This is a genomic window from Ruania zhangjianzhongii, from assembly GCF_008000995.1.
Lineage (GTDB): Bacteria > Actinomycetota > Actinomycetes > Actinomycetales > Beutenbergiaceae > Ruania > Ruania zhangjianzhongii.
In genome coordinates this window covers 945,455-957,983 of the sequence record NZ_CP042828.1, presented here as the reverse complement: position 1 = coordinate 957,983, position 12,529 = coordinate 945,455, and the positions used below count along the sequence as shown (strand labels likewise).

10 protein-coding genes are annotated in these 12,529 nt (G+C 69.8%); 3 read left to right on the top strand and 7 right to left on the bottom strand.

Annotated elements, in window-relative coordinates:
- Positions 1–23 precede the first annotated feature (23 nt).
- The 4 genes from ftsH to FU260_RS04385 all read right to left on the bottom strand — a co-directional run bounded on the left by ftsH (position 24) and on the right by FU260_RS04385 (position 5,230).
- Positions 24–2,315, bottom strand: coding sequence for an ATP-dependent zinc metalloprotease FtsH (ftsH, locus tag FU260_RS04400; RefSeq protein ID WP_147915957.1), 2,292 nt, complete (start codon positions 2,313–2,315; stop codon positions 24–26).
- 114 nt (positions 2,316–2,429) lie between these two features.
- Positions 2,430–2,984 (bottom strand): hypoxanthine phosphoribosyltransferase, encoded by a 555-nt coding sequence (gene hpt / locus FU260_RS04395; protein WP_147915956.1) that lies wholly within the window; start codon positions 2,982–2,984, stop codon positions 2,430–2,432.
- Positions 2,985–4,139, bottom strand: a complete 1,155-nt coding sequence (locus FU260_RS04390) for a tRNA lysidine(34) synthetase (RefSeq protein WP_147915955.1) — start codon at positions 4,137–4,139, stop codon at positions 2,985–2,987. It abuts the gene before it with no gap.
- Positions 4,139–5,230 carry a zinc-dependent metalloprotease gene (locus FU260_RS04385; protein WP_147915954.1) on the bottom strand — a complete coding sequence of 364 codons (1,092 nt, stop codon included), beginning with the start codon at positions 5,228–5,230 and terminating at the stop codon, positions 4,139–4,141. Before FU260_RS04385 ends, FU260_RS04390 begins: the two co-directional genes overlap by 1 nt.
- A gap of 276 nt (positions 5,231–5,506) precedes the next feature.
- Between FU260_RS04385 and FU260_RS04380 the strand changes: the two genes are divergently transcribed.
- A complete protein-coding gene (locus FU260_RS04380) occupies positions 5,507–7,057 on the top strand; it encodes an NCS1 family nucleobase:cation symporter-1 (protein WP_147915953.1) in 1,551 nt (516 codons plus the stop codon).
- 19 nt (positions 7,058–7,076) lie between these two features.
- On the opposite strand, the gene dacB is transcribed toward FU260_RS04380, so the two are convergent.
- The gene (dacB, locus tag FU260_RS04375) at positions 7,077–8,474 is read right to left on the bottom strand and encodes a D-alanyl-D-alanine carboxypeptidase/D-alanyl-D-alanine endopeptidase (RefSeq protein ID WP_147915952.1); all 1,398 of its coding nucleotides are present in this window, start codon (positions 8,472–8,474) and stop codon (positions 7,077–7,079) included.
- A gap of 227 nt (positions 8,475–8,701) precedes the next feature.
- Between dacB and FU260_RS04370 the strand changes: the two genes are divergently transcribed.
- Both FU260_RS04370 and FU260_RS04365 read left to right on the top strand, forming a co-directional pair.
- A complete protein-coding gene (locus FU260_RS04370) occupies positions 8,702–9,217 on the top strand; it encodes an inorganic diphosphatase (protein ID WP_147915951.1) in 516 nt (171 codons plus the stop codon).
- A 168-nt stretch (positions 9,218–9,385) separates the two neighbouring features.
- Positions 9,386–9,931: a dihydrofolate reductase family protein gene (locus tag FU260_RS04365; protein WP_147915950.1), complete on the top strand. Its 546-nt coding sequence runs from the start codon at positions 9,386–9,388 to the stop codon at positions 9,929–9,931.
- A 14-nt stretch (positions 9,932–9,945) separates the two neighbouring features.
- On the opposite strand, the gene FU260_RS04360 is transcribed toward FU260_RS04365, so the two are convergent.
- Together FU260_RS04360 and FU260_RS04355 are read right to left on the bottom strand one after the other, a co-directional pair.
- Positions 9,946–11,421 (bottom strand): C40 family peptidase, encoded by a 1,476-nt coding sequence (locus FU260_RS04360; RefSeq protein WP_147915949.1) that lies wholly within the window; start codon positions 11,419–11,421, stop codon positions 9,946–9,948.
- A gap of 289 nt (positions 11,422–11,710) precedes the next feature.
- Positions 11,711–12,517 (bottom strand): SDR family NAD(P)-dependent oxidoreductase, encoded by an 807-nt coding sequence (locus tag FU260_RS04355; protein WP_147915948.1) that lies wholly within the window; start codon positions 12,515–12,517, stop codon positions 11,711–11,713.
- Positions 12,518–12,529: the final 12 nt, after the last annotated feature.

Here is a 12,529-nt window from a genome sequence, read left to right as displayed (position 1 = left end):
GACGGTGCCGGGCTGGTGATCGGTCACCGAGACTCCTCGGGCGGGCCGCCCTCACCGGCACCGGGTGCTCCCGGTTCGCTGGGGCCGGACGGACCCGGCTGCTCCGGGCCTGGAACGGCCCCACCGGGTTGACCCCAGGCCTCGGCGGGCGAACCACCCGGGTGCGCCACGCCGTCCTGCGGACTCGTACCCGGGTGCGCCCCGCCGTCCTGCGGATTCGTACCAGGGTGCGCGCCGCCGTCGGCAGTCTGGTCATAGAGACCCGAGGCGCCACTCTCCTCCGGACGCGCGGTGCCCGGCGCGGGCTCCCCGCCCGGGGCGATCGGGCCGGCGATGGTCTCGTCACCGGCGGCCGCAGCCTGATCCTGCGGCTGCATCGGCTGCTGGCCCTGGGCCAGCTCCAACCGGCTCTGCACCGGCGGGATATCGCTGACCGGGCGGTCCTGGCTGGACAGCCACACCGGCCGCGGATCGCGCTTGATCACCGCGGTGAACACCTCGGCCAGCTCGGCCTGGTTCAGCGTCTCCCGCTCCAGCAGCTCGCTGGCCAGGCTGTCCAGCACGTGCCGGTACTCGTTCAGGATGTGCCAGGCCTCGTCGTGCGCGGAGTCGATCATCCGGCGCACCTCGTCGTCCACCAGCCCCGCGACGTCCTCGGAGTACTCCCGCTGATGGCCCATGTCCCGGCCGAGGAACACCTCACCGTCCGGAGTGCCGAGCCGGATCGCGCCGACCCGTTCGCTCATCCCGAACTCCTTGACCATCTTCCGCGCGGTGGCGGTGGCCTTCTCGATGTCGTTGGAGGCACCGGTGGTCGGATCGTGGAAGACGATCTCCTCGGCCACCCGACCACCCATGGCGTAAGCGAGCTGGTCGAGCAGCTCGTTCCGGGTGGTGGAGTACTTGTCCTCGGCCGGCATCACCATCGTGTATCCGAGGGCGCGCCCGCGCGGCAGGATGGTCACCTTGGTCACCGGGTCGGTGTAGCGCAGCGCGGCCGCCACCAGGGCGTGCCCACCCTCGTGGTAGGCGGTGAGCTTGCGCTCCTTCTCGTTCATCACCCGGGTCTTCTTCTGCGGCCCGGCGATCACCCGGTCGACAGCCTCGTCCAGCTCGTAGTTGCCGATCAGCGTGCCGTTCTGCCGGGCGGTGAGCAGCGCGGCCTCGTTCAGCACGTTCGCCAGGTCAGCTCCGGTGAAGCCCGGGGTGCGCTTGGCGAACGCGTGCAGATCCACGTCCGGGGCCATCGGCTTGCCCTGGGAGTGCACCCGCAGGATCTCCTCGCGGCCCTTCAGGTCCGGGGACTCCACGGCGATCTGCCGGTCGAACCGGCCCGGACGCAACAGCGCCGGGTCGAGGATGTCCGGCCGGTTGGTCGCGGCGATGAGGATGACATTGGTGTTCACATCGAACCCGTCCATCTCCACCAGGAGCTGGTTCAGGGTCTGCTCGCGCTCGTCGTGCCCGCCGCCCAGGCCGGCGCCACGCTGGCGGCCGACGGCGTCGATCTCGTCCACGAAGATGATCGCCGGTGAGTTGTTCTTCGCCTGCTCGAACAGGTCGCGCACCCGGGAGGCACCCACACCCACGAACATCTCCACGAAGTCCGAACCGGAGATGGAGTAGAACGGCACCCCGGCCTCCCCAGCCACCGACCGGGCCATCAGGGTCTTACCGGTACCGGGCGGGCCGTACAGCAGCACGCCCTTGGGGATCTTCGCCCCGACCGCCTGGAACCGGGCCGGGTCGGAGAGGAAGTCCTTGATCTCCTCGAGCTCCTCGACGGCCTCGTCCACCCCGGCGACGTCCGAGAAGGTGACCTTCGGCGTCTCCTTGGTGACCTGCTTGGCCTTGGACTTCCCGAAGTTCATCATCCGGGAGTTGCCGCCCTGCATCCGCGACATGATGAACCAGAACACACCCACCAGCAGCAGCACGGTGAGCATGGTCATCAGCAGGCTGGACCACCACGGAGTCTGCGGAACCACGGAGTTGTAACCCTGGGCCGGCGCAGCGTCGGCGACTGCCGTCGCGACCGTCTCCCCCTGCGGGGCGACGTAGTAGAACTCCACCTGCTGGCCGTAGTTCTCGCCGTCCTCGGCGACATAGTCCTCGGTCAGGGTGAGGCTGACGCGCTGCTCGCCGTCGGTGATCTCCGCCTGCTCCACCGTCTCACCGGAGAGCAGCTCCAGACCGGCGGAGGTGTCGATCTCGCGCACACCGCCGCCGCCCATGAGCTGAAAACTCACGATGATCACGATGATCGGGATGAGGATCCAGATCAGCGGACCGCGCAGCAACTTCTTCAGATTCATCGCCTGATCCCGGTGGCCGGGGTCCCTCCTGCTAGCAGTTCCTCAGGTGACGCTATACGACGCGGCAGCCAAATCTGGTCTCTGTTCGCCGAGGGCATGAGCGCTCCTGGCCGTTCAGCGCTGATAGACGTGCGGGGCGAGAGTGCCCACGAACGGAAGGTTGCGGTACCGGCCGGCGTAGTCCAGGCCGTAACCCACCACGAACTCCGAGGGCACGTCGAAGCCGATATAGCGCACGTCCACGTCCACCTTGGCCGACTCCGGCTTGCGCAGCAGTGCCGCCACCTCCACCGAGGCGGGGTTACGGCTGCGCAGGTTGCTCACCAGCCAGGACAGGGTCAGCCCGGAGTCGATGATGTCCTCGGCGATGAGGACGTGCTTCCCGTCGATATCGGTGTCCAGGTCCTTGAGGATGCGCACCACACCGGAGGACTTGGTACCGGAACCGTAGGAGGAGACCGCCATCCAGTCCATCCGCAGCTCGGTGTGCATCCGGCGGGAGAGGTCGGCCATCACCATCACCGCACCCTTGAGGACCCCGACGAGCAGGATCTCCCGACCGTCGTAGTCGGCGTCGATCTGCGCCGCCAGCTCGTCCAAGCGAGCGGCGATCTGTTCCTCGGTGAGCAGGACCTTCTCCAGGTCCGAGCCCATATCGGTGGCGTCCACTCACTTCTCCAGGTCGACGGTCGGGTCCGGGCGCCCGCCACCGGTCCGGGCCGACGGAGCCGCGCGCAGCACAAGCCTGCCACATTCTCGCACCCCTTCGAGGCCCCCGGGCAGGTGGACCGCCCCCTGGCCGTGCCAGTCGATCACCAGCGCTTCGAGCTGGCCCACGTGCACTGATGCGAGCGCTCCGGCAGGGCAGCCGGCACGCAGTGCTGCCTGGTGCAGCACCCGGCTGCGCAGGGCCGATGGTGCCTGAGCCAGCACAGCAGCATCCAGGCGGACCTGCTCCGGTGGGTGGTCGATGGCGCGGGCGGCCAGCTCCTCGGCGAGCACGTCGAGGTGGTCGGCGTCGTCCCGGGCGAGCGCGGCCGTGCGGGCCAGCGCCGCCCGCACACCGGGTCCGAGCACCTCCTGCAGCACCGGGAGCACGCGGTGCCGGATCGCCGAGCGGGGCAGCGGGTCACCTGCGGCAGTGCGCCACGGACCGTCCAGGGCGTTGGTCGGGTCCTGCCAGGCCGGCAGCTCCGCCAGCCGGCACATCTGTTCGGTGTCCGCCCGGGTGATGGTCAGCAGCGGGCGCCACAGCCTCTGGCGCACCGGCGCCATCCCGGACACTGCCCGAATACCGGAGCCGCGGGCGAGGGCGAGCAGCACGGTCTCGGCCTGGTCGTCCTCGGTATGTCCCAGCACGACGGCGCAGGCTCGCTGTTCCTGCCGGACCGCCTCGAGCGCTGTGTACCGCAGGCTGCGCGCCCTGGCCTCGGGTCCGCCCGGTTCGGGCGGACCCGTGGCGGGGGCGGGGGCACCGGTCGCGGGCTGGCCGGTCACGCCGGGCCCCGGCGGGGCATCCGGGTGCGGCGGCCGCACACTCAGACTGGGCTCGAGGCCGAGGGCGGTGCAGGCAGCTACGGTCTGTTCGGCGACCTGGGCGCTCTCGGGCTGCAGGCCGTGATCGACGTGCACCGCGCCGGCGCGCAGGCCCAGGCGTGGGGCCACGAACGCGGTGGCAGCGGCCAGGGCGAGGGAGTCCGGACCGCCGGAGCAGGCGACGAGCACCAGGTCACCCGGCGCTACCTCCCCGGACTCGATCCGGTCGGTGAGGAAGGTGCGCACCGCGTACCGGACCCGGGCGATGGGTCCGGGTGGGCCGGCCATCAGCCGTGCACGCGCCGCACCCACGCCTGGGGGTCGGCGAGTTCGACCGCCCGCGGTAGGTGCTCCGGGGCAGCCCACACCGCGTTGAAGCCGTCGTGGCCCACCTGGTCGACCACGCTGCGGACGAACTTCGCGCCGTTGCGGTATTGCGCGAGCTTGGCGTCCAGACCGAGCAGCCGGCGCACCAGCACATCCATCGGCGACGTGCCCGAGCGTCGTCGTTCGAAGGCGCGGCGGATCTTGCGCACGGTGGGCACCACCTGGGGGCCGACCTCGTCCATCACCACATCGGCGTGCCCCTCGAGCAGGGACATGGTGGCCATCGCCTCGGCCATCAGGTCGCGTTCCGGTTCGTTGAGCACGGCATCCAACAGCGAGGAGGAGGTGGCGTCGGAGCGTTCGCCGCGGAGCACTCGAGGCAGGGCGCGGACGAACTGCTCCAGCCGGTCGGCACCGTCGCCAGTCTCGGCGAGGGTGCCGAGCAGCTCTCGCATCGTGGTGCGCAGGTGGTCGGCGAGCCAGGGGGCGGCGGCGAACTGCAGGGCGTGGGTCTGCTCGTGCAGGCACACCCAGAGGCCGAAGTCGCGGCGACGCAGACCGAGCTCGGTCTGAATCTTCAGGATGGTGGGTGCGACCAGGACGAGCCGCCCGGTGCCGGCCGAGGTGGTGGTGTAGGGGTCGTACTGGCCGAGCACTCGGGAGGAGAGCAACGCGAGGACGCCGGCGAGCTCCACCCCGGTGGCCTGCGCGCCCCACGGCCCGGTCGGGGTGGGGAGCACATCGCCGATCAGCGAGCGGAACATGGTCAGGTTGGCGTCGACCCAGCGCGGCCGGTCGAGCACGTACACCGGGCCCGCGCCGGCGCGCAGCGCCGGTTCGAGCAGGCCGGTGACCGCACCGACGTGGGCCGGGGCGGCCAGCGCCGATTCCCGAAGTTCGGCAACGAATTCGCGAGCCTCCGCCGGGGGCACAGCCGGCCCGGGGCGGGCGAGCTGCCGGGCTCGGCGGGACGCCAGCTCCCAGTCCACGGCGGGGCGCGGCGGCTCGGGCGGGGCGTCGGCGGCGGGTGCTGCTCCGGGCTCTGTTGCCATTCCCCCACCTTACGGACTCCGCCTGGCGCCCGTGCGCCCCAGCACCCGCGGGCCCGGTCGCCCCGCCAACCCCCACACGTGCCGGCCAGGTCGCCCGGCCAACGCCCACCCCCGCGGGCCCGGCCATCCCCACCTACCCCCGCAACTACGGCGACGCGGCAGGTGAAGGCGACCTCCGCCGTCGTACGGTGACTGCACCCACAGTTCCCTCCCAAGATTTCATATCTTGGGCTATTATTTCCATTACGTGTAACTCAAAGACGAGTAGGGAGAACAATGGCTCCGCGACGCACCATCAAAGCTCACGACGAACTCCTGCCGATTCACCACTACACCGTGACCGACAAGGACAAGCGTCTCTATAACGAGGACCTCGCTCCGGTACCACCGGCCGGCCGGAAATGGGGCTCGTTCGCGATCTTCAACGTCTGGACCAACGACGTGCAGTCCCTGGCCGGCTACACCCTCGCCGCCAGTCTGTTCATCACCGCCGGCATCAGCGGCTGGTACGTGTTCGCCGCCATCATCCTGGCCGGGTTCATCGTGATGGGCCTGGTGGGACTGTCCGGCCGCCCGAGCGTGCGCTACGGCGTGCCGTACGCGGTGATGGCCCGCACCAGCATGGGAGTCTTCGGCGCCAAGTTCCCGGCACTGCTACGCGGCATCGTCGGGATGTTCTGGTACGGCGCACAGACCTACTTCGCCTCCACGGCAGTGGCCCTGGCACTGCATGCGATCGTCGGCACCGGCCCGACCGGCACGTTCCTGGGCATGACGGTGGTCGACTGGATCTCCTACATCCTGGTGGCCGCCTTCCAGGTGGCGCTGTTCGCCCGCGGCCTGGACTGGATCGCCAAGTTCCTGAACTTCGCCGGACCGGCGGTGTACGTGGTGATGGTGCTGCTGCTGATCGCGATCTGGGTGCAGGCCGGCGGGGAGATGATCTCCGGCGTCGGCAGCCTGTTCGAAGGCGGCAAGACCGGCATGGCGGCGGTGCTGGCGTTCTTCGGCGTCACCGGCACGATGGTGGCCTACTTCGCTGCCGTGGTGGTGAACTTCGGGGACTTCGCCCGGTTCACCCGGACCACTCGGGCGATGCGGCGTGGAAACTTCCTCGGCCTGCCGGTCTCGCTGGCGTTCTTCACCTTCCTGTCCCTGTTCACCACCGCCGGCGCCTACATCGTCTACCAGGACAGCACCGGTGAGCCGCTGACCAACCCGGCGGACATCGTGGCCCAGGTGGGAAATCCCTTCCTCATCGTGATCGCAGCGATCACCTTCCTGCTCGCCACTGTGGGCATCAACCTGGTGGCGAACTTCATTCCACCCGCCTACGACCTGGCCAACCTGATGCCGTCCAAGATCAGCTTCAAAGTGGGTGGCGCGATCACAGCGGTCTTCGGGTTCATCATCGGTGGCCTGTGGGTGGCCGCGATCGGGAACATGGGGCTGCCGGCTTTCGTGGATACGCTCGGAGCGATCCTCGCGCCGCTGTACGGCATCCTGGTGGTCGACTACTACGTGCTCCGCCGCGGCCGGCTGAGCGTGCCGGACATGTTCTCCGGCGATCCGGCCGGGGTGTACTGGTACCGCAACGGCTGGAACCGGCGCGCCCTCGCCGCTGGCGGGCTGGCGGCGATCTTCTCCATCGCGGCCGTGTGGGTGCCGGCCCTGACGGCGCTCGGTGGCTTCGCCTGGCTCATTGGCGCCCTCCTGGGCGGCCTGTTCCACTACATCGCGATGCGCGGCCGGGTGGTGATCGAGCGGCCGGAGGTGGCCGCGGGCCAGGACGCTACCCAGGAGGAGTCGGCACCGGAGATCAACTGAGGGGTCCCGAGCTGGCCGCTCAGCGGCAACCGCAGGCGGCCAGCTCGGCGGCCCACTCGTCCACGGCGGCGCGCACACCCCAGGCGCCACCGGACTCGAAGTCGTTCGCCAGCACGGTGAACGCGAGCAGCCGGCCATCGGCCGTGGTGACCAGACCGGCGAGCGAGATCGCCTGCGGCAACGTGCCGGTCTTAGCGCGCAGCAGCCCCGCGGCCGGGGCCTGACCCAACCGGGTCGCGAGGGTGCCTTCCAGACCAGCGACCGGAACGCCGTCGGCAATGGCGAGCAACTCCGGATGAGAGCCGTCCGCTGCCAGCCGCACGGCGCCGGTGAGCAGCTGCGGGGTGAGCTGGCTGGCCGAGGACACCCCAGAGGCGTCCACCATCGTGGCCCCACTAGTGTCCAGCCCCAGCTCGGTCAGCACGGCGAGGACCGCCTCGCTCGCACCGGCGAAACTTGCCTCGTGCCCGGTGGCCACCGCCGTCATCCGACCCAGGGCTTCGGAGAGGATGTTCTCCGAGTGTTGCAGCGTGTAAGCGACGATCTCCCCGAGAGTGGCCGAGGAGACGGTGGCGAGCGGGGTGGCGTCCTCCGCGGCAGGGGCGCGGGCGATGTCCCCCGCCACGGTGATACCGGCGTCGGAGAGTGCGTCGGCAAAGGATTCGGCGGCGTCCATCGCAGCGTCGGTGGAGCGGGGCAGTTGCCCGTCGATGCGGCCGATATCCACTGCGAGCGGCGCCATATGCATCGCCCAGCCGTTCGCCAGGTCCACGTCCGCCCACCGGGGTGCCAACGTGTCGCCGGTGAACAGGGTGTCGTCCAGGGCGAGCTGCACACTGTCCTGACCCTGCTCGCTCAGCGCTTCTGCGGTCTGCTCGGCGAGGTCAGCCAGGCCGGCGTGCCCGACCACCGCATCCGGGTTGCCGGCTCCTTCGGCCAGGGTGAGGTCCCCGCCGGCCACCAGCGTGATCTGCCCGTCCCCGCCGGTGCTGACGGTCGTCTCGAACCGGTGCTGGTCGCCGTAGGAGGCGACGGCGGCGAGCGCCACCACGACCTTCAGCGTGGAAGCGGGCACGTAGCCGTCGGCCACGTTCTGGGCCAACAGCTCGGTCCCGCTGGCCACGTCCACCACCATCACCCCCGGCTCCGGGCCGGCCACGGAGGAAGGCAGAAGGTCGGCGGTGAGTTCGGTCAGCGCCTCGGTGGTGGGCATCGGCGCGTCCTCGGCCAGGCCGGGGACGGCCGCCTCGGCAACTGGGCCCGGCAGTGCCGGTGTGGGGAAGGGCTCCGCCTCCGGCCACGGGTCGGTGGTAGTCAGCACACCGGGGGCAATGTCGGCAGCATCGAGTGCCGCGTAGCCGGTTCCGAGGACCAGCAGCAGCGCCAGACCGACGGTGATGCGGCGCCGCCGGTACATCCGGGCGCGGCGCCTGCTGCTCGCGCTCGACCGTGGCGGACGGCCCGCTGGGGGTCGGCCGGAGGTCGCTCGTGCGGCCGAGCCTGCCTGCCGCTGCGAGGTGGGGCGCCGCCCCGCACCTGCCGTCTTCACCACACTTTGCCCTTCGTTCCTTCCGGCTCACCCGAATCGGCCGACCGTACGCCACACTAGGGGAAGCACATCGGCGAAGTGAGAAGAGACAGGCTGTGGAATTCGACGTCACCATCGAGATCCCCAAGGGGCAGCGGAACAAGTACGAGGTGGATCACGAGACCGGGCGGATCCGGTTGGACCGGATGCTGTTCACCTCGACCCGCTATCCGGACGACTACGGCTATATCGACGGCACCTTGGGTGAGGACGACGACCCACTGGACGCGTTGGTCCTGCTCGAGGAACCCACGTTCCCGGGATGCCTGATCCGGTGCCGCGCCCTGGGCATGTTCCGGATGCGGGACGAGGCCGGTGGTGACGACAAGGTGCTCTGCGTACCGGTCGGGGATCAGCGGGCCAGCTGGCGCAGCGACATCGACGACGTCTCCGAGTTCCACCGGCTGGAGATCCAGCACTTCTTCGAGGTGTACAAGGACCTGGAGCCGGGCAAGTCGGTCGAAGGCGCGCACTGGGTGGACCGCGAAGCGGCCGAGGAGGAGATCCGCCGGTCATTCCAGCGTGCCAAGGACACCGGGTACACCCACCCACAGCCGCATATCGGCTTCTGAGGAGCGCGACGGCGGAGCGCGGCGACCGGATGCGTTCGGCCCGGCCTAGTGAGGAGGCCGGCCGGGCAATACCGTGGGTGCCGATGAGTTCGCCCGCCTCCGGGCGTACCTACTGGTGTCCGCTCCGCGACCAGCGCTGGGCGGCGACCTCGAGGAAAGGACCTCGCCATGACCCGCTCTGTCACCGCCCATTTGTTCTGCGCTGTGAACGGCGTGGTGGAATCTCCGGACAAGTTCCAGTTCGACGCCTTCGGCCCCGAGGAGGGGCAGCTGATGGGGGCGACTCTGGCCGGCGTCACCGATGTGGTGATCGGCCGGGTGCTCTGGCAAGAGTGGAGCGAATACTGGCCACCGCACGCTGACGGCGACCCGTTCGCCGCCTTCATCAACCCGGCCCGCAAGCACGTGCTCACCTCCGCGGGCGGCGGCGATCTGGGCTGGAACAGTACCGCGATCGACGGGGACCCGGTCGCCTACGTGCGGGACCTGACCCACGCCGGCGAGGGCGGGATCACCGTGGCCGGCGGGATCGAGACCGTGCGGACGCTGTTCCTCGCCGGTGTGGTCGACACCCTCACGCTCACCGTGCATCCGGCCGTGGGCACTGGCCGCCGGCTCTTCGACGACTCCGTGCCGGTGACCCGGCTGAACTTGGTGGACAGCACGGTCACCTCGGCGGGCAACGCCGTGCTGACCTACTCGCTGCGCGGCTGAGCCGGGCCGGTCGGTCAGACCCGGCCGGCGTAGGGCAGCACGTTGGTCCACCAGATCTGCACGTGCTCCACATTGCTCCCGGGCGAGGGGGCGTGCACCCGCATCCCGTTCCCGGCATAGATGGCCACGTGGTAGATGCCCGAGGCCGAGCCGTTGCTGGAGTAGAAGATCAGGTCTCCGGGCCGCATGTCACCGACCGGCACGTGGGTGGTGGCGGCGTACTGTGCCCCAGTGGTACGGGGCAGGTTCACCCCGGCGTTTTGGAAGGCCCGCATGGTCAGCCCGGAGCAGTCGTAGCTGTTCGGCCCGTCCGCACCCCAGACGTAGGGCTTGCCGATCTGGGTCATTGCCCAGTTCAGCGCTGTCCGGCCCACGCTCGAGGGCGCGGTCGAGCCACCGCTGTCCGAGCCGGAGTTGCCGCTGCCGGAGTCGGAACTGCTGCCACCGGAAGAGCCGGAACTGCTGCTGCCGGAGTCGGAACCGCTGCCACCGGAGCTGCCGCTGTCACCACTGCTGGAGGAGCCTGAACTGTTCCCACCGGAGCTGCCACTGGAACCGGAGTCGGTGTTGCGTGGCCGCTCGGACCGGTCGTCGGAACTGCTGGAGGAGGACTGGCTGTCCTCGGTGGAACGATCCCGAGCCGTCTCCTGCTCCTCGGCTGCTTCGGCCCGCGCAGCCTCCTCGGCCGCCTCCTGCTCCGCCTGCGCCTCGAGGGCCGCAGCGGCGGCCGCGTTCTCCCGCTCGCGCTGCTCGGCCTCGATACCTGCCTGGCGCTCGTCCTCGAGCTCCACGGTCGTCTCGCGCAGGCTCGCGAGCTCGGTGATCAGGGAGTTCCGCTCACTGGCGGTGCTCTCTACCGCGTTCTGGGCAACCAGGGCTGCGGCATCGGCGTCCCGGGACGCCTCCTCCCGGAGCTGCGCGGCGGCCTCGGCGTCTGCGAGCGTCTCGTCCGCGCGCAGGTGCATCACCTCGGCCACCCGTTCGGCGGCATCGAGTCGCTGATGGGCGTCGTCGGCATCGGACCCGAGGACCTCGAACATCGTCGCCCGGTCGAGCGCCTGCTCGAAGTCGTCGGCGCTGAAGAACATCGACAGCTGTTGGACCTCGCCGTTGTTGCGGTAGGAGGCCATCGCGATCTGCGCGACCTGCTGCTGTGCCGCGAGCACGTCGGCGTCCGCCTGCTCGGCGTCCGTGGCGGCCGCATCGGCATCGGCCTGCGCTTGCTCGAGCGCTACCGAAGCCTGGTTGTAGGCCTCGGCGGCGACCTGGGCGTCGACCCGGGTCTGTTCCAGTTCGGCGTTATTGGCCGCCAGCTGGACCTCGATCGTCCGGACCCGATCGGCGGTGGACTGCTCCGCCTGCTCGGCCTGGGCGATGTCGTCTTCGCTGGGGTAGTCCGGGTCCGCCTGCGCGGGTGCCGCTGACAACGTGCCGGCAAGCACACCTGCGGCAAGCGCAGCGACGGCGCTACGCCACTTGGTCCGGGTCACCACCGAGTCTGCTCCTCGTCGTGTTCTGAACACCCACGCACCTGCGCGGGGGGCTCGTCATCTCCATCAAACCGCAGCAACACGGCGTGTCGCATTGACGTTGACGATGAACCGCGCCCCAACGTACTCGATTTAGTAGATTTTGTGAACACCAGCCCCTTTATTCACAACATTCACATCAGTCACAGAGGCGACTCAGGCCTGCGCCTCCGCCACCCCGTGAGACGCCAGTGGTGCAGGGTGCTGGTCGCCGACCACCCTGCACCACTGGCATCGCGGGCCGAGCCCCTCAGTCAGCGACCGCGCCACCGGTGACGTTGATAACCGTGCCGGTCAGACCCTTGGCGCGGTCGGAGGCTACGAATGCCGCGGCCTCGGCGACATCGCCGGTGCTGACCGGCTCACCGCTCAACGTGCCGCCGCCGATCGTCTCGAGCAGCTCGTCGATGCCAATACCGAATCGCTCTGCCGCCCTACGCCACATCCGCCCCGGTGCACTGTCGTGCTCCAGGGCCGAGGCGGGCATCCCGGTGGGCCGCAGGCAGAGGGACCGGACGCCGTCCGGTCCGAGCTCAGCCGCCAGCTGGGTAGCCAGGCCCTCTACCGCAGCCGCGTACTGGCCGAAGCACCCGGACAATGCCGCAGGCGCCTTGGCCATCGGATTGGACAGGGCGATGATCACGCCCCTGCGCTGCGCCACCATCTGCCTGCCGGCCGCCTTGGCGGTGACAAAGTGGGTACGCGTGTACTCGGCGATCGGTCTGCAGTAGTCATCGGCAGTCAGGTCGGTGAGCGGGATGCCCTGCTCACCGTTATCGAAGCCGACGGCGTTGACGCTGATGTCGACCCGGCCGGCAACATTCAGCACAGAGTCCAGGTGTCGGCCGACGTCGTCCTCGTCCAGGGCATCGACGGTCGCAACCTGAGCACGACGTCGCCCCGAGGCCTCCACCGCCTCGGCAGCCCGATCCAGCTTGACTCTCGTCCGGCCGGCGAGGAACACCTCAGCCCCCTCTCGCGCCAGCACCTGTGCGACTGCGCTCCCGACAGCCCCGCCCGCTCCGTACACCACGGCCACCTTGTCCTCGAGCAGCATCAGCTCGCCTCT